This window comes from Nocardiopsis sediminis (assembly GCF_042650565.1).
In the GTDB taxonomy this organism is placed as follows: domain Bacteria; phylum Actinomycetota; class Actinomycetes; order Streptosporangiales; family Streptosporangiaceae; genus Nocardiopsis_B; species Nocardiopsis_B sediminis.
This window is the reverse complement of the sequence record NZ_JBHSBH010000008.1, coordinates 209,652-231,181: the sequence shown is the minus strand read 5'-3', so window position 1 is coordinate 231,181 and position 21,530 is coordinate 209,652. Positions and strand designations below refer to the sequence as shown.

Sequence of the window (21,530 nt, the reverse complement as noted above, 5' to 3'; positions counted from 1 at the left end):
CCGAAGGAACCTCGCTAGGGCGTCGTGGGGACGTCGGCAGTGCCCGCCGACCCGTGTGCGGCGCGGATGATGCGGGCGATGTCGGGGGCGTGAGTGAAGGGGAGCCGGTGGTCGGCGTCGAGCCGGATCGCGGAGGTCGATGGCCGTTCCCGGCGGAGCCGTTCGATGCCGGAGTGCCAGAGGCGGTTGTGGCGCGGTGCGCGTCCTTCGGTGCTGTCTCCGGCGATGGAGGCGGACATGATCATGGTGATGGGACGGTCGATCCTGCGGTAGCGGTCGAGGATCGCGGACCGGACGACGTCGATCTCCAGCTGGAGGGCGAAGACGTCCTGCGCGGTGAGCAGCACCTGATGTTCGGGGCCGCTGGCGGACGCGGCTTTGTTGCGCGCCGCCTGGTCCTGTGCGAGTACGCGGAATTGCGGCAGGTCGGCCTCTGTGATGAAGGGTTCGGGCAGCGGGTTCGCCCCGTCGATGAGGACGAGCCCGGCGATGCTGCCGGGGTGCTCGGCGGCGTAGTGCACGGCGAGGTCGGCGCCGAGCGAGTAGCCCACGAGCACGGGCGGCGCGGGCAGGCCGAGGCGGTCGGGATCGGCCAGCACGGCGGTGAGGTCGCCGAGGAAAGCCGCGAAGGAGTAGGTGCCGGCGGCCGAGGCGAGGCCGTGGCCTCGGAGGTCGAAGGTCACCACGTCGTGGTCGCTCCGCAGGATCCCGGCCAGTTCGCGCAGGTCGGCCTGGGTCGAGTTGAGCCCCGGGCACAGGACCAGCGGCCGTCCCCGTCCGCCGCGGGATACCGGGATGGTGACGCCGTCGTGGTGGACCGCGAAGCGGCGCAGGGCGCCGTCGCTTCCGCCGTTGTGTTCGCCGTCGGTGGGTGTGGTGGTGGTCGTCGTGTTCGTCATGGCGGCCATGGTGGACGGTTGACCCTGCGTCAGGGTCAACCCGGCGCGGCGGCACGGCCTCCGCGCACCCGCGGCCGCGGTCCGTGGCCGGCGGCCGCGAACCGATCGGTTTTCACCGGGCGGGGAGCGCGTTAGCCTCGTCGTCATGACCACAGAGGCGAAGCCGGGCTCCCGCGACCGGCTGCTGGAGGCGGCGGCCGAACTGACCTACCGCGAGGGCGTCGTCATCGGTGTCGAGGCGCTGTGCAAGGCGGCGGGGGTGTCGAAGCGCTCGATGTACCAGCTGTTCGGGAGCAAGGACGAACTCGTGGCGGCGAGCCTGAAGCGGCGCGAGTCCGCCGTCGCGGCCCGGCTGCGGCCCGCGGCCGATGATCCGCGCCCGCCGCGGGGGCGGATCCTGCACGTCTTCGAACGGCTGGAGGAGGACGCGGCCGCGCCGGACTACCGGGGCTGCCCCTTCCTGGCGGCTCAGGTGGAGCTCAAGGACGCCGACCATCCGGCGAGCCGCGTCTCACGCGAGATCAAGCAGAACCTGACGGCCTACTTCCGCACCGAGGCCGACCGGGGCGGGGCCGCCGACCCCGGCCTGCTCGCCCGGCAGCTGGTCCTGGTCTTCGACGGGGCGAGCGCCCGCGCGGGGGTCGGCGCCGATTCCCTGTCCGGTCTGGCCGTCGCGACCGCGGCCACCCTCCTCGACGCCGCCGGGGTGCGCTGAGGGCGGACGGTCACGGCCCGCCGCCGACTCACGCTGACCCCGGCCCGACGCGTCGGTCACGCGGATCCCGGGCCCGCCGCCGGTGCCCGCCAGCCGCCCGTGACCTCCTTGACCGGCTTGTGCGGGAACCGGCGCCGGGCGTACCCCTGCGCAGGCGAATCCGGCAGGACGTAGAGGGTCTCCTCCTTGTCCTGGAGCGGCCGCAGGACGGTGTCCATGAACCCCTTGCGGTCCTCAAGGTAGGGGCCGAGGACGTCCTCGCCGCCGGGGCAGACCGCCACGCAGTAGCCGGACTTGTAGCCGGGGTGGAACGCCAGGCTCTGCCACATGGACGCGTTCTCCGCATCGGTGACCCGGGAGCGGAAATCGGCGGCGTCCCCGCTGTCGGCCACGGTCTGCACCCAGTCCGTGAAGCCGCTCATGAACTCGCGGTAGTTGTGGGTCGCGCACGCGAGGGCGTCGAACGCGCCGTCCTTGCCGATGGCGCCGACCGGACAGGCCGCGACGCACAGCTTGCAGTCAATGCAGGGGGTGTAGTCCAGCGGCTCGCCGTACTCGCTCACCTCGGCGTCGACCAGGACGGTGGCCAGGAGCACGAAGTTGCCGAACTTCGGGTGGATGACGTTGCGGTGCAGGCCCATCACGCCGAGCCCGGCGGCGACCGCGACCGTCTTGTGGGCCACGACCCAGATCCGGCCGGGGAAGCGGTCCATCTCCTGGGGGAAGCCGGACGACGGGTTGAGCGCGCGGTGGCCGGCGTCCTGGAGCGCCCGGGTGACGGTGCGGGCGGTGTGGTTGGCCTGGTCGTCGGTCTGGTGGAACTCCTGGTTGGCCACGCTGCGGGCCGGGGAGCGGGTGTTGTCGCGGTTCATCCGGAACACCAGGGAGATCAGGGTGCGGGTGCCCGGCAGCGCGGCCAGCGCGTGTGCGCGCTCGCCGGCCAGGTCGGGGTGGTCCAGGCTCACCGCGGCCGCGTCGTCGGCTCCGGCGGCCAGGCACAGGTCGCGCAGCCGGGCCGCGTCGATCACCTGCGGCGGGCCGGCGGCGTCTTGGTCGGTTTCGCGCCGGGCGAGCACGGCCTGCACCGAGGGGTGCGCGGCCAGTTTCGCCGGGAGCCGGGCGGTCGTCCGCGGTCGGTCGGGTGTCCGTTCGCCGGTCAATGGGCCTCCCCGATGTTGCAGGTGAAAACCGATCGGTTTACGGTGAGCGGAAACCGATCGGTTTCTCAGTGTGGAGGCAAACATGACGGCAATCAAGGGCACGACCGCGTTCGTCACGGGCGGCGCCCGCGGGATCGGCAAGGCGCTGGTGGAAGGGCTGTACGCGCGCGGCGCCGCCAAGGTCTACGCCACGGCCCGCGACCCGCGCACGGTGGCGCACCCCGATGCCGTCCCGGTGGCACTGGAGGTCACCGACCCCGCGTCCGTGGCGGCCGCAGCCGAACAGGCGCCCGACGTCACCCTCCTGATCAACAACGCCGGCGCCGCCGCCCGGGCCTCCTACCTCGACTCCCCCATCGAGGACGTGCGGCGCGACCTGGACACCAACTTCTATGGGCCGCTACTGGTCACCCGGGCGTTCCTCCCGGTCCTCGAGCGCAACGGCGGGGGCCGCATCCTCAACGTCCACTCCGCCCTGTCCTGGCTGGCCGACGGCACGCCCTACAGCGCCTCCAAGGCGGCCCTGTGGTCGCAGACCAACTCCCTGCGTCTCCAGTTGCAGCCGCGCGGCATCGCGGTGACCGGGCTCCACGTGGCCTACGTCGACACCGAGATGGCGTCGGGCATCGACGCCCCCAAGAGCGCCCCGCACGACGTCGCCACCGCCGCACTCGACGGCATCGAGTCCGGCGCACACGAGGTGCTGGCCGACGACGCCACGCGCTGGGTCAAGTCCCGGCTCTCGGGTGACTTGGAGTCGATGTACGCCCAGCTGGGGAAGTAGGCCGCGCCGCGAGTCCCGCCGCGGCCGGGAGTCCGCTCTGGTGACGGTGGTCGGCGGGCGAGGTGTCGTAGGCGGCGCGGAAGGCGCGGCTGAACGTCGCGGGGTGGGTGAAGCCCCAGCGGTGACCGATGGCACGGACGGGCAGGTGGGCCAGGGCGGGGTCGGTGAGGTCGCACCGGGCACGATCGAGGCGCTGCGCGCGGATCCACGCGCCGGCCGTGGTCCCGGTGGCCCGGAACAGCTGGTGCAGGTGGCTGACGGAAATGTGAAGGGCCGCGGCGGCGGCCTCGGGGCCGAGTCCGGGGTCGTGCAGGTTCTTCAGCAGGAACGCCTGCGCGCGCAGCAGCAGGCTGCGTCGGCGGGTCTCGGGGGTGAGCGCGCTCTCCTCCTCCACGACGTGGGCGAACATCGCCGCGACCAGATCGGCCAGCACGGAGCCGAGCCGCGGAGCGTCTCCGGGGTCCAGGGCGTCGGCGTTCGCGGTGAGGTGGGTGACGAAGCCGGTCAGCAGCGCGCCTGCGCCTTCTCGGTAGGAGATCGGCGCGGTGAGGGCCTTGGCGACCAGATCGCGAGGCAGCCCGACGAGGCCGCTCGGCACCTTGATGCCGATGCCCGCGTACACGCCGCCGTCCGCGGAGAATCGGGAGCCGAAGGGGCGCGAGGAGTCGAAGATCTGCAACTGACCGGGACGGTGCACGGTCTGCCGATCGCCCCAATCGATGGCGCAGGAACCGCTGTGGACCATCCCGACGTGGTAGAAACCGGGGTCGGACGCGCGGATCTGCGCCGCGGTCCGACGGATGTCCATGCCGGGCACGGCCGACGGCCACACCAGCACCGGGCCGAGGGCCAGGTGCCGCTGGCGGATGACGAAATCGGGACGGTCGGTGGGTAGGCTCATCGGCGCGTAGGTCCCGGCCAGCCAGGCCCGCCACCGGTCGAACCGTTCGTCCTCCGGGAAGTCCTCGCTGTCGAACCTCGACTCGACCACTGCGGCTCCTCCTCCGGCCCACCGGCGAATAATCGCCCGCGTAACGGTGTCCTCGGGCTCCATGAGGCCCAAGGGCACGCGGGGGCGAAGACGTCCGGCGCAGGGGGGCTGGATGCGGCAGGTCCGCACCTCGCTCGGGAACGCCGCCCGGGCGCCCGGGCTGATTCGTACCCCTTGGGGCCGACGCGACACAGGAGGCCGGGCCGGGTCCGGCGCCGGACCCGGCCCGGGGTCAGAAGAGCCGTTCGGCCATCAGTTCCGCGGCCATGATCACCGCGAGGTTGGTGTTGGCGCGTGGGCACGAGGGCAGTACGGAGGCGTCGATAACATGCAGCCCTTCGATGCCCAGGACCCGGCACGTGGGGTCGACGACCGTGTCGGGGCCGGCTTCCAGCACGAGCACGCGGTGTCCGGCGGCCGGCGATGTTGCGCGGCCCGGCATCGAAGGCGGCCGATCCGCGGGCTCAGGGAGTGAGGGAATCCCCGCCGTCTCCGGTGCGGGCGCTCCCGGGCTGTGCGGGGGCGCCATGTGTTTTCCGGTGGCCTGCAACGTTGCGCGGTTCGGCTATTGGGCGCGGTGGCGGGCGTCGCACTTACCCTCGCCAACCACGCATCCGTCGACATCGCGCTTTTGACATCCTCGCCCAGCTATAGGAGGACGATTCCCGCCTGCCGTGCCGTTGTCGGGTGCGGCTTCGGGTGGGTTCCTGCTTCATCGCGCTGTGCCGGGACGAGTCCCGGTCTTATCTGCGCTCCACGGGCTGTCACGGCCAGTCCGGCCGCCTTGGCGATATTGACCGCCGCGTTGATGTCTCTGTCCAAGAAGGTGCCGCACGCCCCGCATGCCCACGCGCGGACGTGGAGGGGCTTGGGGCCGTCTTTGACGCCGCAAGCCGAGCAGACCTGAGAGGTCGGCTCGAAACGGCCGACGCGCACGAAAGTGCGTCCGTACCGGGTGGCCTTGTACTCCAGCATGGCCGTGAACCGCGACCACCCGGCGTCGTGTACGGACTTGGCCAGGCGTGTGCGGGCGAGTCCCTTGACCGCCAGGTTTTCCACTGCGATGGCTTGGTTTTCGCGGATCAGCGTGGTGGAGAGCTGGTGGTGGAATTCTCGCCGGGCATCGGCAACCCGCGCATGGGCGCGGGCGAGCTTGATCCGGGCCTTGTTCCGGTTGGCGCTGCCCTTCTCCTTGCGGGAAAGGGCACGGTGTGCCTTCTTGAGCTGTTTCTTGGCTCTGCGCAGGAAGCGTGGGCTGTTGATCTTCCGGCCGTCCGACAGGACGGCGTAGTGCCCCAGGCCGAGATCTATGCCGACCTCGGGCGTGGTGGGTGGCAGGACTTCTTCCGGGCTGGTCTCCACGACGAACGAGGCAAAGTAACGGTCGGCGCTGTCCTTGATGACGGTCACAGTGAACGGGGCGGACGGCAGTGTGCGCGACCACTTCACAGTCACGTCGCCGACCTTGGGAAGCCGGAGTTTCCCGCCATTGGTGATCTTCCATCCGGCGTTCGCGGTGAAGCGGATGGCCTGGCGGGTGTCCCGCTTGGACTTCAAACGGGGTGGCCCCATCTTCGGTCGCCTGCCCTTGAGGGAGTCGAAAAAGTTCCGGTACGCGGTGTCCAGATCCCGAAGGGACTGCTGGAGGATCACCGAGGACACCTCAGCCAGCCATGCCCGCTCGGGGATCTTCTTCGCGCCTGTGAGCTTCTTGGACAGCTCGGCCGGGGAGACGAACGGCAGCCCGGCGGCGCGGGCGTCCTCACGAACGCGGAGCGCGTCGTTGAAGACCACCCGAGCGCACCCGAATGCCCTGGCCAGCGCGGCGCGCTGAGGACCGTTCGGGTACAGGCGAAACCTGTACCTGAGCTGCATGACGATCACCATACACACTCGGGTCCTATCGCCACGCTGAAACCTGAAACTCGATGAACGCACCCGCCGAAGGTTAAAATCTCCAAGCTGGTCAACTCCCTCAATGGCGTCTCCACCCGGCTGTTACGCAAGGCGTACGACATATCTGTGGGGCGGCCGCTTCTGGTCTTTCCAGTCCGGCTCGTACTTCGCTGGAAGCTACAGCGGGGCGTCCCGGTCCCCGCCGCCCGTTCCCGGCTGCCCCGCCTCGGCCAGCCGCTGCAAGGTGACCGGAGCGCCCAGCGGCTGCCTGGCCGCCGGCCGCAGGTCCTCGGCGCTCGGCTCGCGCCCCTCCCCCGCCGCCGCGACACAGGCCGACGCGAACCCGCACACGCGCCCCTGGCACCAGCCCATCCCGGGGCGCGCCATCAGCTTGACGGTGCGCATGTCGCCGGCGTGCAGCTCCTCGCGCGCCCGGCGCACCGTGCCGTAGTCGACCTCCTCGCACCGGCACAGCGTGGTCTCGTCGGTCAGCCACTCGTGCCACAGCGGCGGGACCGGGTGGGCCAGGTGCATGGCGACGGCGAAGCGGCGCAGGCGGCGGACCCGGCGCCGCAGCGCCGCCGTCCCGCGCCCGGCCTCCGGGGCGCCGGTCTCCCCCGCTGCCGCGGCGCCGGCGAGCTCGCCCTCGGCGACGGCCAGCAGGGCGCCGCCCACCCCGGTCGCCTCCCCGGCCACGTACACCCCGGCGACGCTGCTGCGCTGGTCGGCGTCCACCACCGCCACCAGGGAGCGGTCGGCGTCGATGCGCGTGCGCGCCCCCACCGCCGTGACCAGCTCCAGGGAGGGCGTGAACCCCCACCCCAGCGCGACCAGGTCGACCGTGAGGGTCTCCAGCTCCCGCACGATGCTGCCCCGTTGGTCCAGGCGGGCCAGCCGGACGCCGCCGACCCCCTCGCCCGCCGCATCGGGCAGGATGCGCGACACGGCGGTGCGCGTGCGGTAGGGGATCCGGTGCCGGGCGAGCGCCGCCGCGTAGCCGGCGGCCTCGACGGCCTTGGCCGGCACCTGCGCGACCGCCGTGGGGTGGCGGGCCCAGCCCGTGACGCTATTGGCCTCGCACACCGCCAGCACCCGGGCGCCGGCCTCGGCCAGCTGCCGGGCCACCGGCAGCAGGAACGGACCGGTGCCGGCGACCACGGCGCGGCGCCCGGCCAGGGTCCGGTGCCCCTTCAGCAGCGCCTGCACGCCCCCGGCAGCCATGGCACCGGGCAGGTCCCACCCGGGCACCGGCAGCTGCCGGTCGTATCCGCCCGGGCACAGCACCAGGGTGCGCGCGGCCACGGTCGCGGGGGCGGCCGGCGGTGCCACCGAGGTCGTGGGCGTCAGGTGCAGGACGCGGGAGTCGTCGCCGGGCGAGCGGCGCTCGATGAACCACACCTGGTGGGAGCCCACATGGGTGATGCGGCCGCGGTCGCGGTGGCCGTTGAAGCGTCGGCGCAGGCCAGTGAAGCGCCGCCAGTCGTGGTGGCCCTTGGCCTCGTCGCCCCGCGGCCACCGCTCGTCGGGGTGGCGCCAGTACTGGCCGCCGGGCTGCACCCCGGCGTCGACGCAGACGACCGTCCTGCCGCGGTCGGCCGCGGCGGTGGCCGCGGCCAGGCCTGCGGGTCCCGCACCGACCACGGCCACGTCGAACAGGTCGCTCATCGGTCCCCTCCCTTCGTGTCGTCGGCGGGGGCCGCCCGGGTGGGCTCGCCGGGTCCCAGCACCATGCCGTCCTCGGCCGGCACCAGGCATGCCCGCTGGCCGGGGACGCCGTCCACTGTGATCAGGCAGTCGTAGCAGACGCCGATACCGCAGAAGAGGCCGCGGGGACGGCCCTGGTGGCGGGTGCTGCGCCAGGAGCGCACCCCTTCCTCCACCAGGGCGGCGCCGACGCTCTGCCCCGGGTGCGCCGGGATGCGCCGGCCCTCGAAGGTGAGCTCCAGGGCGGGCGGCGCGGCCTGCGCGCGGTCGGCGCCCGGCGTGGCCGGGTCGCGGTGGTCGCCCGGTCGCGGGCGGTCAGTGGGGGACATGCGGTGTCACCTCCGAGAAGCGCTCCGGTGCGAAGGGGGCCGGGTCCAGGTCGGGTGCGTCGCCGGCCATCGCCTGGGCGAGGAGCTTGGCCGACCCCACCGACAGCCCGATCCCGGCGCCCTCGTGCCCGCTGGCGTGCCACAGGCCCGGGGCGCGCGGGTCGTGGCCGATCACCGGGAGGTGGTCGGGGCAGTAGGGGCGGAAGCCCAGGTAGGAGCGCATGATCTTCACCTGTGCCAGGGACGGGAACAGCGCGAGCGCCTTGCCGGCGATCTCGCTCAGGGCGGGGAGCGAGACGGTGCGGTCGAACCCGACCCGCTCGCGCGAGGAGCCGATGAGCACGGTGCCCGCGCGGGTCCCCTCGATCACGGTGGAGGTCTGGAGGCCCTCGTCGGAGGAGAGCGTGGAGGCCACGTACTCGCCGGCGTAGACCTTGCGGTTGATGGTGGGCGGCAGGGGCTCGGTGACCAGCACGAAGCCGCGGCGCGGCAGGATCGGCACCGCCACCCCGGCCAGCTCGGCGATGTGGCCGGCCCAAGTCCCGGCCGCGTTGACCACCTGGCCGCAGGCGATGGTGCCCTGGTCGGTGCGCACCCCCACCACCCGTTCGCCGCGGCGCCGGAACCCGGTGACGGTGACGCCGGTGGAGACCCGGGCGCCCATGCCCTCGGCCAGCCGGAGCAGGTGCGCGGCGAGCAGCATCGGCTGGACCTGGCAGTCCTGCGGGTAGTAGGCGGCCCCGGCCAACCCGGGGCGGATATGGGGTTCGTAGGCGCCGATGTCCGCGGCGGCCACGTCGGTGACCTCGATCCCGGCGGCGCGCTGGCGCCGGGTCAGCTCGCGCAGCCCCGCGGCGCCGTGGGCGGTGGCGGAGACAACGAAGCCGCCCTTGGCCTCGAACTCCCACAGGTGCCCGAACTCGGCGAGGTCCTCGCGCCAGACGCGGTGGGAGTACAGGGCGAGGTCGAGTTCGGGCCCCACTTCCTTGTCCGACACCAGCAGGTTGCCCTCGCAGGCGCTGGTGGTGCCGGAGGCGACCCGGCCGCGCTCGACGACGTGGACGCCGAACCCGGCCCGGGCCAGGAAGTAGGCGCAGGCGGCGCCCAGGGCTCCGGCGCCGATCACCACCACGTCGGCGCTGTGCGTGTCAGGTGTGCTCATGTGCTCCCCACGGTCGCGCGTCGCCTTCTCACAGCAGGAAACCGGCGGGGAAGGGGTCGGTGGGGTCGAGCATGTACTGGGCGGTGCCGGTCACCCAGGCGCGGCCGGTGATCGTGGGGACCACCGCGCGGATGGGCGCATCGGGTCCGGCGCCGGGGATCTCGACTTCGTCGACGAGGCGGCCGGTGAAGGTGGTGCCGATGAAGGACTCGTTGACGAAGTCGGTGTGCAGGTCCAGTTCGCCGCGTGCGTGCAGCTGGGCCATGCGGGCGCTGGTGCCGGTGCCGCACGGGGAGCGGTCGAACCAGCCCGGGTGGATCGACATGGCGTGGCGGGAGTGGCGCGCGGTCGAGCCGGGTGCCTTGAGGTAGACGTGGTGGCAGCCGTGGATGTCGGGGCGCTGGGGGTGGTGGGGGCGGGCCTGGTCGTTGATGGCGGCCATGATGGCCAGGCCGGCCTGGTTGAGCCGCTGGGCTGCGGCGCGGTCGAAGGGCAGGCCGAGGTCGTCCAGGTCGACGATGGCGTAGAAGTTGCCGCCGAAGGCGATGTCGTAGCGGACCTCGCCGAAGCCCTCGACCTTGACGGCCTGGTCCAGGGCGAGGCTGAAGGAGGGGACGTTGCAGATCGTGACGGCGTCGGCGTGGCCGTCGCTGACGGCGACCTCGGCGACCACCAGGCCGGCGGGGGTGTCCAGGCGCACGGTGGTGACGGGTTCGACGACGGGGACCATCCCGGTCTCCACCAGGACCGTCGCGGTGCCGATGGTGCCGTGGCCGCACATCGGCAGCAGACCGGACACCTCGATGAACAGCACCCCGTAGTCGGCGTCGGGGCGGGTGGGGGGCTGGAGGATGCTGCCCGACATCGAGGCGTGTCCGCGCGGTTCGTACATGAGCAGGGTGCGCAGGTCGTCGTTGTTGTCGATGAACCACTGGCGCCGCTCGGCCATCGTCGCGCCGGGGAAGACGCCCACTCCCCCGGTGATGACCCGGGTGGGCATGCCCTCGGTGTGGGAGTCAACGGCGTGGATGACCCGGGTTGTCCTCATGGCTCTCCTTGGAAGGTCGTGCCGGTCCGAGACCGTCAGGTGCGTTTTCCACCGGCCCGGCGCGGCACGCCGGTGTCCGCGCGCGGTTCTTCGCCCCGCTCGGGCGGGGTGTCGTGCATCGATTCTCCGTCGGCGGTCACGGGGCGGGCCGGCTGCGCCGGTACTGGTGGTGGGCGTGGGTGACGAGCACCAGGTCCTCCCAGGCCATGCCCACGCCGGAGAAGACCGCGGGGCACCCGGGCCGGGGGGTGAAGCGGCCCGCGGCCAGGTCGGCGAGGTTGGCGAGGGGGCGCGGGTCCTCGGCCCATTGCTGTGCGGTGCGGGCGGCCAGGAGGTTGCCCGATTCGCGCATGGCCGAGGCGCGGCCTTCGACCACGAGGTCGGAGCGCAGGATGAGGTCGGCGGGCAGTTCGCGTTTACCGGGGCCGTGGACGCCGACCGCGCACACCACGGCGTCGTCGGCGACCGCGGCGCCGTCGAAGAGGGGGGTGGGTGAGGAGGTGACGCAGATGACGAGGTCGGCCGCTGCCACCTCGGCGGCGACGTCGCCGCGGGCCGGGCGGGCGGGGGCGCCGTCGGCGCGGGCCTGGGCGGCCACCGCCTCCACGGCCTCGGGCCGGCGCCCGGCCACGGCGATGTCCTCGGGTGCCAGGACCGCGGTGAGGCAGGAGATGTGGCGCCGGGCCTGGGGGCCGGTGCCGAACACCACGACCCGCCGGGCGGTGGCCGTGGGCAGGTCGGTTGTGGGGCGTTCCGGGGCCTCGCCGGCGGGGTGGCGTTTGGCGGCGAGGAGGTGGCGGGCGGCCATGACGGTGGTGGCCGATGTGCGGATGAGGGTGAGTTCGGCGGCCTCCACCAGGGCCACGGGCGCCATGGTGTCGGCGTCGAAGAGAATGTAGAGGCCCTGGACCGTGGGGTGGCCGGCCCGGGGGTTGCCGGGTGTCAAGGTGAGGACCTTGACCCCGGCGGTGCTGCGCCCCGCTGAGGGCATCATCAGGAACTCCGCGCCCGCGCGGGCGGGGGCGAACAGCCGCGGGGTGTCGTCCTCCGGGTCGACCTCGCCGGCGGCCAGCGCGCGGGCCAGCACGTCGACCGCGCGGGGGGCGTCGATGAGGCGCGCCAGGGTGGCGGCGTCCAGGTAGGCCGGGGCGGCGGGCGCCGGCGGGGTGGGCCCGGGTCCGGGCCGGTCCGATGCGGTAGGGCTCAACGCGGTTCCTCGGCTGGTCGGCGGTGGTGGCGGTGCACGGCGGGTGGCAGGGTGGCGGGTGGAACCCGGGTCCGGGGGGCGGGTTGCGGGCGCCACCGGCGACTCAGCGGTAGCCCTTGGCCAGGGCCTTCTCGGTGTCGCGGCGGACGGTCTCGGCGTGCTCGAGCGAGAGGGGCGAGCGGGGCGGGCGGCAGGCGCCGCCCTTGCGGCCGGCAATGTCCATCGACAGCTTGATGGCCTGGACGAACTCGGTGCGCGAGTCCCACCGCAGCAGCGGGTGCAGGTCGCGGTAGAGCGGCAGCGCCTCGCGGAGGTCCTCGACGTCGCCGGAGGTGGCCAGCCGGTACAGGCGGGTGGAGACCTCGGGCAGGGCGTTGGGGTAGCCCGCGATCCACCCGACCGCGCCGGCCAGGCCGAGTTCGACGACGACGTCGTCGGCGCCGATCAGCAGGTCCAGTTCCGGGGCCAGTTCGCGCAGCTCGTAGGCGCGGCGCACGTCGCCGGAGAACTCCTTGACGGCGCTGATCAGGCCCTCGGCGTGCAGCTCGGCCAGGAGCGCGGGGGTCAGGTCGACCTTGGTGTCGTAGGGGTTGTTGTAGGCGACGATCGGCAGGCCGACCTTGGCGGCGGCGCGGTAGTGGGCCAGGACGGCGCCGCGGTCGGCGCGGAAGGCGTTGGGCGGGAGCAGGAGCACCGATCGGGCGCCGGCTTCGGCGGCCTGCTCGATCCAGCGCACCGTTTCGAGGGAGCCGTAGGCGGCCACGCCCGGCATGACGCCGAATCCGTCGGGGGATGCTGCGACGGCGACCTCGACCACGCGGGCGCGCTCCTCGGCGGTCAGGGTCTGGTACTCCCCCAGCGACCCGGAGGGGCACACCCCGTCGGTGCCGTTGTCGGCCAGCCACCTCACGTGTTCGGCGTAGGCGTCGTAGTCGACGCTCAGGTCGTCGTTGAACGGCAAGGCGGTCGCGGTGTAGAGGCCGCGCCACGGCGTCCGGCTTGAGAGGGTCATCGTTCTCCTCGGCAGTCTGCGATCGGCACTCAATATCATGTGACATTGCACTGATTTCCGCAAGGGTTCGCCGGGGTCACGTGCTCACGGGGCGGTGGCCGGGGCGGGAACCGGGGCCGGCGGCCGTCCGGAAACCACGCGGTCCGCCGAGGCCAGGTGTCACGTCACATAGCATCAGACCGTGACACACGAGGTGACCCCCATGACGTCCGCCGGTTTCGCCCAGGTGGAGAAGGTCCCGGCACGGGATCGCATCGCGCGTGCGCTGCGCGCCGCCATCGTCTCCGGCCAGATGGAGCCCGGGGTCGTCTACTCCGCGCCCTCGCTGGGCGCCAAGTTCGGCGTCTCGGCCACCCCGGTCCGCGAGGCCATGCTCGACCTCGTCCGCGAGGACCTCGTGGAGATCGTCCCCAACAAGGGCTTCCGGGTCACCGAGGTCAAGGAGGCCGACCTCGACGAGATCACCCAGGTCCGCCTCCTCCTGGAACCCCCGGTCGTCCGCCAGGTCACCGGCCTCATCCCCGACACGGACTTCCCGGAGCTGCGGCGGCTCGCCCAGGCCATCGTCGACGGAGCCGCCGCCGGGGACCTGATCGCCTACACCGAGGCCGACCGCATCTTCCACCTGCGCCTGCTGTCCTACGCCGACAACAGCAGGATCCTCGCCCTCGTCTCCGACCTGCGGGCCCGCACCCGGCTGTTCGGGCTGGCCTCCCTGCTCGAGCACGGGGAGCTGGAGGAGGTCGCGCGGGAGCACTTCGCCATCGTCGACGCCCTGGAAAGCCGCGACCCCGAGGCCGTCGAGCAGATCATGCTCACCCACATCCGCCAGACCCGCGGCCGCTGGGCCCACCCGGAGTCCTGACGCCCGGCGCCCCGCCCGGTGCACCCGTGCCCCGGGCGGGCGCGGCACGGCGATCCCGCCGCGACCGGTCACCGGTCCTCGCACCGGGGGCCCGGTGCCGCGACACGGGGTACCGGCAGTACCTTCCTCCTGGGGAAACGCGGTCCTAACGTTGGCGGCATGACCGTTGCGCACCTGAACCCGAACTCCGGTGTCCGTATGCCGGCCCCGGGCTCGGGTGTCCACCGGACCCCGCCCGAGCAGACCTAGGAGCACCCTGTGCGTATCGACCCGCGCACCGCCACCGCCAAGAACCCGCCCGAGCAGTTCACCGGCGACGTCTGGCTGGACCCGATAGCGTTCCCGCGCGAGGACGGCCAGCGGATGGTCGTGGCCAAGGTGCGCTTCGCGCCCGGAGCCCGTACCGCCTGGCACACCCACGCCCGCGGGCAGACGCTGCACATCACCCAGGGCGTCGCCTGGGTGCAGTCGAGAGGCGGGCCGAAGATCGAGGCCCATGCCGGCCAGACCCTGTACTGCCCGCCCGATGAGGAGCACTGGCACGGCGCCTCCGCCGATTCGTTCATGGAGCACCTGGCGATGCTCGAGAACGCCGAGGACCCGGCGGCGACCACCACGTGGCTGGAGCACGTCACCGACGAGGAGTACCTGGTCTGATGGACGCCGCGCGGATCGGGCGTCCATCCGCGCCTGCTGGGCGCGGTCACCCCTCCCGGGTCGGTTCGGCCGTGACGACGACGTCCGCCGGGGCGCATCCCGGCACGCAGACGCGCACCCGGATGTCGCCGAGGCCGGTGGGACGGACGACGGCCGGGCGGAGGGTCCCCGGGGGCGGCCCGAGGACGAGGGGACCCGTCCGGCCCCTGGCCGACACCCGGGGCGGTGACGAATCGACGGTCGGCCGGAGGTGAAATGGCGCGAAATGATCTCGTGTAGTCTGGCGCCCAAATGACTGCGGATTTCCCTGTGGGCGAGCACGCCCCCACCTCTGCCGGCCCCCGTGACGCCTCTTCCCGGATCGATACGTCGGTGCCGCATTCCGCCCGGATATGGAATTACTGGCTGGGCGGGAAGGACCACTACGCCGCCGACCGCGCCGCGGGCGATGAGGTGCTCGCCCGCATCCCCGATATCGTCCACGGGGCGCGGGCCGAGCGGGATTTCCTCGTGCGGGCGGTCCGCCATCTCGTGGACGAGATGGGAATCCGGCAATTCCTGGATGTCGGCACGGGACTGCCGACGATGAACAATACGCACGAGGTGGCCCAGCGGCTGGCGCCGCAGTCCCGCATCGTGTACGTGGACAACGACCCGCTCGTGCTGGCGCACGCCCGCGCGTTGCTGACCAGCACCCCCGAAGGCGCGACCGACTATATCCACGCCGACCTGCGCGATCCCGGGACCATTCTCGCCGAGAGCGCCCGGACGCTCGATTTCGCCGAACCGATCGGTTTGATGCTGCTGGGCGTGGTCAACCACGTCGTCGATGACGCGGAGTCCTATTCCGCCGTCGCCGATCTCGTGGCGGCACTCCCCCGTGGCAGTTACCTCGTCTTGACGCATTCGACCGCGGAGATCCACGGCGAGCCGATGCGCGAGGCGATGCGGGAGATCAACGAACGCGGAGGCACCCCGATCACGGCCCGCAGCCGCAAGCAGATCGAAGGGTATTTCGCGGGGACGCAGCTGCTGGATCCGGGTGTGGTGTCCTGCTCGCTCTGGCGCCCCGACACCACCGATGTGGGTGACCCGTTCGAGGTGTACCTGTTCGGCGGCGTCGGCCGGATCGGGTAGGCAGCCGCGGAGCTCCCTTGCGGCTCCCGGCTCTGTGGCCGTCCCCCGTCCCGGACCGACGCCGGCGGACTGCGCTGAGGGAGCGGAGTCCGCCGACGGAACGCTTCAGGCCGCGGCGGTGCGGCGGGCCGTCATGGACAGGCCGACGGCCTTGCGCCATCCGGGCAGGACGGTGTCGATGTGCTCGCGCAGCGCGGTGAGTGCGGGCTTGTGTTCGCGGCGCTCCTTGCGGGAGATCGTGCAGCAGACGTCGCCGTCGGCGGAGAGCACGGCCAGCACCGCGTCCTCCACCGGGACGTCGGCCAGGTCGCCGCCGAGGAACGCCGTGGTCCTCGTGGTCTCCCGCAGGTCGGCCACCTGGCCGGGATCGCAGAGGCTGGGCTTGCGGGTCGGGAAGATCCCCAGGGCCCGCCCTCGCTCCACCGTGATCGCTCCCTGCTCTTCGAGCTGGTCGCGCACCACCTCCTCGGCCCGGTGCCAGTTGCGGTCCACGACCGTGAACCAGCGGCGCGGCTGGGTCGAGGACGCGGCGTCGAGTACCTCGGCGAGGAATGAGTCGTCCGGCTGTGCGGCCTCGGCGCTGCGCACGACCTTGCCGTCCTGGTCGCGGAGCAGCCCGGCGATGGCCAGCTCGGCCACTGCCGCGCCGCGCATCAGCTGGCCGCGGACCAGCGCGGTGTTGGAGTCGAGCTTGTTCTTGTCGAGGTCGAAGTTGAGCAGGTAGAGGCGTTGGGGCAGGGTCCGGTCCATGGTTCCTCCGCGATGGGCCGTCGATCAGGGTGCGGCTTCTTGGAGAAGTAGAAACCATGCCGCGGCGGCACACTCAAACCGCTCGGCGCGTCCTCCACGTCACCCAACCGGCGTCGCGTGACCCACGTCTCATTGACGTCGGCTTGAGTGTGCCCCGACGGCCGAGTGTGGGGTGTGGCCCGTCCGACCATCTCGCCACTAGGGGCCGTCGCCGGTCACGGCTTCGGCTCAAGGAGCACACGTTGCACGCCCCTTCCACCCTGGTCAGATCCTCACTGGCCCTGACGGTGCTGGCCGCGCTCGCCGGCTGCGCCCCCTCCACGGCCTCCGAACCGTCCGCGCCGGCCGGCGAAGCACCGGAGGGGCTGGAGGATTTCTACACCCAGCAACTCGCGTTCGAGCCGTGCGCGCCCTACGCCGCCACCGATACCCAGGCCGAGACCTTCGCCGATGAGCGCTTCGAGTGCGCCCGGCTGGAGGTGCCGCTGGACTATGACGACCCGGAGGGGCGGACCGCGCAGATCGCGCTGCTGCGGGTGCCGGCCCGGGGTGAGGGCGAGGCACAAGGCTCGCTGCTGCTCAACCCCGGCGGGCCCGGCGTCGCCGGGATGGGCTACGCCACCGCCGTGGCCGACATGCTGGGCGACAACCCGATCACCGAGGAGTTCGACCTCATCGGGTTCGACCCCCGCGGGGTCGGGGCCTCCACCCCGTCCCTGGACTGCTTCACCGACGCCGAGCGCGATGAGGGGGTGATGACCACCACGCTGTCCTCCGGGGCCGACTCCTGGACCGAGGAGGAGACACAGCAGGTGTACGAGGCCTGCGCGCAACGCTCCGAGGGCGCCGACGTACTGGCCAACATCGGCACCCGCGACGTGGCGCGCGACATGGACGTGCTGCGGGCGGTGCTGGGCGACGAGGGGCTGAACTTCGCCGGAACCAGCTACGGCACCCGGCTGGGCACGATCTACGCCGAGACCTTCCCGGGCAAGGTCCGCGCGCTGGTCCTCGACGGCGCGATGGACCCGGACACCGGCACCGCCGAGCGGCGCGCGGTCCAGTACTCGGGCTTCCAGCGCACGTTCGAGGAGATGGCCGCCTTCTGCGCCGAGGAGCAGGGCGCGGACTGCCCGCTGGGCACCGACCCCGACCGGGCGACCGAGGAATTCCAGCAGATCATGCAGCCGCTGCTCGACGAGCCCGTGCCCACCGAGGACGGGCGCGAGCTGACCCACACCGCCGCCATCGACGGGGTCATCGCCGGGCTCTACGCCCAGCAGAACTGGCCCTCGCTCCTGGACGCCATCGCCCAGGTGCGGGAGGGCCGCGGTGACCTCCTGATGGTCACACGCGACCAGTACCACCAGCGCGGCGCCGACGGCGTCTACACCAACTTCTCCGAGGCCCTGCTGGCGATCGACTGCCTCGACGAGCAGCGCCACACCCCCGAGGAGGAGACCGCGATGAAGCGCGAGGTCTTCGAGGTGGCTCCGTTCATGGACACCGGCCGGCCCGTCGAGGCCCGCAATACGTGTGAGGCCTGGCCGGTCGAGCCGACCCTCGACTACCCCTACGCCACCGACATCGACGAGGACCTCCCCGCTCCCCTGGTCGTCTCGGTCACCCGCGACCCCGCCACCCCGCACGAAGGCGGCATCAGCCTCGCCGAGAAGCTGGGCGGGCACCTGCTCCCCGTGGAGGGCTCTCAGCACGGCGTCTCCCTCGTCACCGGGAACACGTGTGTCGACGACATCGTCGCCGAGTACCTGATCGACCTCACCCCGCCGCCCGCCGACGCCGGGTGCGAGATCTGACCCGCCGCACGGCGACCGCCCCACCCTTGCGCGGCCCTGATGACGGGCGCGGGAGGGTGGGGTAGGTCACCCGACCGGATCCCGCTCGCGAGCGCTTGACCATGCCGTTACGGCATGGTCTGCAATGATCGCTACGGAGAGGCGATCGGCCGCAACGCCGAGAAGGGGGCGGGTCATGGCGTGGAGCACCAGCAAACTGGCCGAGTTGGCGGGGACGACCCTGCGGACGGTGCGCCACTACCACGATGTGGGGCTGCTGGAGGAGCCGGAGCGCCGCGCGAACGGCTACAAGTCCTACGGGGTGGCGCACCTGGTACAGGTGATGCGTATCAAGCGGCTGTCGGAACTGGGGTTCTCGCTGTCCCAGATCGCGGAGATGGACGAGGCGGAGGAGTACCCGGAGCAGGCGCTGCGGACCCTCGACGCCGAGCTGGCCGACACCATCGAGCGCCTGGAGCGGATGCGCACGGATCTGACGGTGGTGCTGCACGGGTCCTCCCCGACCGAGCTGATGCCCGAGCTGCCGCCCGAGATGGCGCTGGCCGCCGCCGACGCCGACCTGAACGAGGCCGACCGCTCGCTGGCCGTGGTCATGACGCGGGTGTTCGCTCCGGAGGCGCAGGCGGCCTATACGGAGGCGCTGCAAAACGTTGCGCGCGGCCCCGACGACGAGGCGTTCGACGCGCTGCCGGCCGACGCCGACGAGGAGATGCGGCGCGAGCTCGTGGACCGGCTGCTGCCCACCGCCCGAGCCATGCTGGCCGACCACCCAGAGCTGCGCGATCCCGAGGCCCTGGCACCGGAGGGCCCTCGGCGGACCGCCCAGACGCTCACCACGGCCATGGACGACCTGTACAACCCCGCCCAGCGCGATGTCCTCAGGCGCATCGGGCGCGCGCTGGCGAAGGATCCCGGTCCGGTCCGCGTGCCCTGACCCGCCGCGCAGGTGCGCGGCGACGGACCGGGCACCGTGCGCCCGGCCCGTGGCCGGACCCGACCTACGGAGGAGACAGTGGACGATCGTGCCGGCGACCGCGTGCGCAGATCCGCGGCCGGAGCGCCGCCGCCGGGTGGCGGAGTGAGCGCGCGCCGGGCGGCGGGGGCGAAGCGCCTGCGGCCGTTCAGGCGCCGCGAGGCGCTCATCCGCGCGCTCTACACCATCGAGCACCCCGGTCCGGACGGCGGCCTGGTCACCTACACGGTCCAGATCGACGCGCGCAGGGACGACGGGCACGCCGAGCTCTACGCCGACGGGGTGCAACAGGCGACGGCCGACATGCCGGCCTCGTTCCCCGTCGCCGGCGGGGTGATCGAGGTCGACCTCGCGTTGTCCGGGGTGCGGCGCGTGCACCTGGTCCTCGACGGCGGCCGGGAGCAGCGCCTGGCCCCCGTGGCCGGCACCCTTGAGGACATGCGCGGTGGCCTGCACCGCCGTCATCCCCGGCTGAGCCGGGCGATCGGCTGGCTGGCGATCGCGATCCTGGTCGTCGACCTGACCCTGACCGCTCCCCAGGCCCTCCAGATGATCACGGAGATCCCCAAGATCGCCGACAGCGTCGGCTCCTTCACCTCCCCCATCGCGCTGCCGGCGTGGCTCAACATCAGCCTGACCCTCGCCGCCGCGGCCGCCGCGGTGGAGAGGGTCCTGACGCTGCGGAGCAACCGGGTGCTCGACATCGAGACGTTCTGGACGAGCCTGTGACCGCCCGCCCGGCTCAGGCCCGGGCGATGGCGATGGTGGCCTCCAGGCGGTGGCCCGCCTCGTAGACCATGTACTCCGTGCCCTGGTGGACGCTGTAGGAGGGCGCGGCCGAGCGGCCGTTGTCCGGCGGGCCGGCCAGGGGCCGGTGAATGGTGCCGAGGTGGCGGCGCAGGGAGAAGTCGCGCCCGACCTCGGTGAGCCGGATGTCGCCCTCGCCGGTGTGGTAGGCGACGTAGGTGCTGTTGTTGCGTTCCACCAGGTGTGCGCCCGACACGTTGTCGGCGCCCACCGCCGCGTGATCGATCAGCGGTTCGGGGTCGAAGTCGAAGGAGATCCCGTCGCGCGACCACCCCCAGCCGATGGAGCGCCGGTCGGTGGTGTCGTTGCGCATGAACACCATCACGTAGCGGGAGCCCCGGTCGGCCAGCGGGTGCTCGAACACGCGGGCGTAGGAGGCCTCGGTGGTGCCCTCGGGCAGCATCGACGTCGTCAGCACCGCGCCCTCGTAGGTGAAGTCGATGCCGTTGCGCGAGCGGGCCAGCCGGGTGGTGGTGTTCTCGCCGTGGAAGTACAGCCACATCTCGCGCTCCTGCGCGTTCCACAGGACGTGCGGCGAGGAGACGTGGCTGACCGAGTAGTGCGGGGCCCAGTCGCGCGCGACGATCGGGTTGCCCGGGTGCTCGGTGTAGGGGCCTTCGGGGGTGTCGGCGTAGGCCACGCAGATACCCCCGGGCCGCTCGTGGGGGGCGTAGTAGAGCAGGAAGCGGCCGGGCGCGTCGGGCAGGCGCCCCGCGGTCCCGCGCAGGCAGGGGAAGATGAACTCGCCGGTGGGGTTGTAGGCCAGGTTCGCGGTGTCCAGGGCCCTGCGCAGGTACGTGTACTCCGGCAGCACGGCGGCCGCGGTGGGCGGCGCGGACGCGGCGGCCGTGGACGCGGCGGCGGGAGGGGCGGGCAGCTCGCCGAGTGCGGCGACGGCGGTGGCCGCCACTGCTCCGGTGAGCAGGGTGCGGCGGCCGATCGCGCGTGCGGGGTCGGCGGGTGTCGGGGCGGGGACCTCGGAGGATGTCTCGGGCATGAGGGGCTCCCTTGCGGAGTGCGCCGGGGCGGCGCGTCCGGGTATCGCGGGTCATGAGCTTTGACCGGCGACGATGCGTCGGTCAAGGGCCTAATACGTATTAATGCGTGATTGTCGCCTTCGTCGGGGAAATCCTCCGGAAACCCTTGACGAACGCCACGGACACACCCCAAAGTCGTGCACTAATCCGCATTAGCCCGTGCACAGAGGAGTCCGCTGGTGTCCGACACCGCCGCGCCGCCGCCGACGACGCCGGGCCCGGCCCGCCGGGCGCGGCCCCGCCAGTCCGACATCGCCCGGGCGGCGGGCGTCTCCCAGGCGACGGTCTCCCTGGTGCTCCGCAACGCGGCCAGCGGCGTGGCCCTGTCCCCCGAGACGCGCCGGCGGGTGCTGCGCGCCGCCGAGGACCTGGGCTACGTGCCCGACCCGGTCGCCACCCGGCTGGCGTCGGCGCGCAACGGCATGCTCGGGCTCTACACGTTCAGCACGACCTTCCCCACCGACGTGGCGCACTCCTACTACCCCGTTCTCGTGGGGGTCGAGGAGGAGGCCGCCGCGCAGGGCCAGGACCTGATCCTGTTCACCGGCGCGAGCCGCGCCGCCGGGACCGGCGGCGACGC

General features: G+C 72.5%; 22 protein-coding genes. 9 read left to right on the top strand and 13 right to left on the bottom strand.

The features are described 5' to 3' along the window. Positions 1-14: 14 nt before the first annotated feature. Entirely contained in the window at positions 15-899 is an 885-nt protein-coding gene (locus ACFOVU_RS12790; protein ID WP_378533184.1) for an alpha/beta fold hydrolase, read from the bottom strand. A 145-nt stretch (positions 900-1,044) separates the two neighbouring features. Here ACFOVU_RS12790 and ACFOVU_RS12785 point away from each other — a divergent pair, with 145 nt between their 5' ends. Then, positions 1,045-1,614: a TetR/AcrR family transcriptional regulator gene (locus tag ACFOVU_RS12785; RefSeq protein WP_378533182.1), complete on the top strand. Its 570-nt coding sequence runs from the start codon at positions 1,045-1,047 to the stop codon at positions 1,612-1,614. Between the two features lie 56 nt (positions 1,615-1,670). Here the strand turns inward: ACFOVU_RS12785 and ACFOVU_RS12780 are convergent, their stop codons facing one another. Next, the gene (locus tag ACFOVU_RS12780; RefSeq protein WP_378533180.1) at positions 1,671-2,774 is read right to left on the bottom strand and encodes a 4Fe-4S binding protein; all 1,104 of its coding nucleotides are present in this window, start codon (positions 2,772-2,774) and stop codon (positions 1,671-1,673) included. An 82-nt stretch (positions 2,775-2,856) separates the two neighbouring features. On the opposite strand from ACFOVU_RS12780, the gene ACFOVU_RS12775 reads away from it, so the two are divergent. Beyond that, positions 2,857-3,558 carry an SDR family oxidoreductase gene (locus ACFOVU_RS12775; RefSeq protein ID WP_378533178.1) on the top strand — a complete coding sequence of 234 codons (702 nt, stop codon included), beginning with the start codon at positions 2,857-2,859 and terminating at the stop codon, positions 3,556-3,558. Here ACFOVU_RS12775 and ACFOVU_RS12770 read toward each other — a convergent pair. From ACFOVU_RS12770 to ACFOVU_RS12730, 9 genes are all read right to left on the bottom strand, one after another. Beyond that, the gene (locus ACFOVU_RS12770) at positions 3,503-4,549 is read right to left on the bottom strand and encodes a helix-turn-helix domain-containing protein (protein WP_378533176.1); all 1,047 of its coding nucleotides are present in this window, start codon (positions 4,547-4,549) and stop codon (positions 3,503-3,505) included. The two genes, ACFOVU_RS12775 and ACFOVU_RS12770, sit on opposite strands and share 56 nt — an antisense overlap. 232 nt (positions 4,550-4,781) lie before the next feature. Further along, positions 4,782-4,952 carry a GMC oxidoreductase gene (locus tag ACFOVU_RS12765; protein WP_378533174.1) on the bottom strand — a complete coding sequence of 57 codons (171 nt, stop codon included), beginning with the start codon at positions 4,950-4,952 and terminating at the stop codon, positions 4,782-4,784. Between the two features lie 245 nt (positions 4,953-5,197). Beyond that, positions 5,198-6,424 (bottom strand): RNA-guided endonuclease InsQ/TnpB family protein, encoded by a 1,227-nt coding sequence (locus tag ACFOVU_RS12760; protein ID WP_378533552.1) that lies wholly within the window; start codon positions 6,422-6,424, stop codon positions 5,198-5,200. A gap of 198 nt (positions 6,425-6,622) precedes the next feature. Beyond that, positions 6,623-8,110 (bottom strand): FAD-dependent oxidoreductase, encoded by a 1,488-nt coding sequence (locus tag ACFOVU_RS12755; protein WP_378533173.1) that lies wholly within the window; start codon positions 8,108-8,110, stop codon positions 6,623-6,625. Then, on the bottom strand, positions 8,107-8,478 hold the full coding sequence (locus ACFOVU_RS12750; protein WP_378533171.1) for a (2Fe-2S)-binding protein: 372 nt from the start codon (positions 8,476-8,478) through the stop codon (positions 8,107-8,109). Before ACFOVU_RS12750 ends, ACFOVU_RS12755 begins: the two co-directional genes overlap by 4 nt. Further along, entirely contained in the window at positions 8,465-9,640 is a 1,176-nt protein-coding gene (locus ACFOVU_RS12745) for an NAD(P)/FAD-dependent oxidoreductase (protein ID WP_378533169.1), read from the bottom strand. Before ACFOVU_RS12745 ends, ACFOVU_RS12750 begins: the two co-directional genes overlap by 14 nt. A gap of 28 nt (positions 9,641-9,668) precedes the next feature. Then, entirely contained in the window at positions 9,669-10,688 is a 1,020-nt protein-coding gene (locus ACFOVU_RS12740; RefSeq protein ID WP_378533167.1) for a proline racemase family protein, read from the bottom strand. 136 nt (positions 10,689-10,824) lie between these two features. After that, positions 10,825-11,895 carry an ornithine cyclodeaminase family protein gene (locus ACFOVU_RS12735; protein WP_378533165.1) on the bottom strand — a complete coding sequence of 357 codons (1,071 nt, stop codon included), beginning with the start codon at positions 11,893-11,895 and terminating at the stop codon, positions 10,825-10,827. Between the two features lie 103 nt (positions 11,896-11,998). Next, positions 11,999-12,907 (bottom strand): dihydrodipicolinate synthase family protein, encoded by a 909-nt coding sequence (locus tag ACFOVU_RS12730; protein WP_378533163.1) that lies wholly within the window; start codon positions 12,905-12,907, stop codon positions 11,999-12,001. A gap of 181 nt (positions 12,908-13,088) precedes the next feature. Here ACFOVU_RS12730 and ACFOVU_RS12725 point away from each other — a divergent pair, with 181 nt between their 5' ends. The 3 genes from ACFOVU_RS12725 (at position 13,089) to ACFOVU_RS12715 (ending at position 15,566) form a co-directional block, all read left to right on the top strand. Next, on the top strand, positions 13,089-13,772 hold the full coding sequence (locus tag ACFOVU_RS12725) for a GntR family transcriptional regulator (protein WP_378533162.1): 684 nt from the start codon (positions 13,089-13,091) through the stop codon (positions 13,770-13,772). Between the two features lie 258 nt (positions 13,773-14,030). Further along, positions 14,031-14,429 (top strand): (R)-mandelonitrile lyase, encoded by a 399-nt coding sequence (locus ACFOVU_RS12720; protein ID WP_378533160.1) that lies wholly within the window; start codon positions 14,031-14,033, stop codon positions 14,427-14,429. A 309-nt stretch (positions 14,430-14,738) separates the two neighbouring features. Continuing rightward, positions 14,739-15,566, top strand: coding sequence for an SAM-dependent methyltransferase (locus ACFOVU_RS12715; RefSeq protein WP_378533159.1), 828 nt, complete (start codon positions 14,739-14,741; stop codon positions 15,564-15,566). Positions 15,567-15,671: 105 nt separating this feature from the next. On the opposite strand, the gene ACFOVU_RS12710 is transcribed toward ACFOVU_RS12715, so the two are convergent. Further along, positions 15,672-16,316, bottom strand: a complete 645-nt coding sequence (locus ACFOVU_RS12710) for a GOLPH3/VPS74 family protein (protein WP_378533158.1) — start codon at positions 16,314-16,316, stop codon at positions 15,672-15,674. A gap of 242 nt (positions 16,317-16,558) precedes the next feature. Between ACFOVU_RS12710 and ACFOVU_RS12705 the strand changes: the two genes are divergently transcribed. The 3 genes from ACFOVU_RS12705 to ACFOVU_RS12695 all read left to right on the top strand — a co-directional run bounded on the left by ACFOVU_RS12705 (position 16,559) and on the right by ACFOVU_RS12695 (position 19,835). Further along, the gene (locus ACFOVU_RS12705) at positions 16,559-18,133 is read left to right on the top strand and encodes an alpha/beta hydrolase (protein WP_378533157.1); all 1,575 of its coding nucleotides are present in this window, start codon (positions 16,559-16,561) and stop codon (positions 18,131-18,133) included. Positions 18,134-18,308: 175 nt separating this feature from the next. Then, a complete protein-coding gene (locus tag ACFOVU_RS12700) occupies positions 18,309-19,067 on the top strand; it encodes a MerR family transcriptional regulator (RefSeq protein WP_378533155.1) in 759 nt (252 codons plus the stop codon). 78 nt (positions 19,068-19,145) lie between these two features. Next, positions 19,146-19,835, top strand: a complete 690-nt coding sequence (locus tag ACFOVU_RS12695; RefSeq protein WP_378533154.1) for a hypothetical protein — start codon at positions 19,146-19,148, stop codon at positions 19,833-19,835. Positions 19,836-19,848: 13 nt separating this feature from the next. On the opposite strand, the gene ACFOVU_RS12690 is transcribed toward ACFOVU_RS12695, so the two are convergent. Next, positions 19,849-20,910, bottom strand: a complete 1,062-nt coding sequence (locus ACFOVU_RS12690) for a hypothetical protein (RefSeq protein WP_378533152.1) — start codon at positions 20,908-20,910, stop codon at positions 19,849-19,851. Between the two features lie 219 nt (positions 20,911-21,129). On the opposite strand from ACFOVU_RS12690, the gene ACFOVU_RS12685 reads away from it, so the two are divergent. Continuing rightward, the coding region (locus tag ACFOVU_RS12685) for a LacI family DNA-binding transcriptional regulator (RefSeq protein WP_378533150.1) at positions 21,130-21,530 on the top strand (401 nt) is incomplete at its 3' end.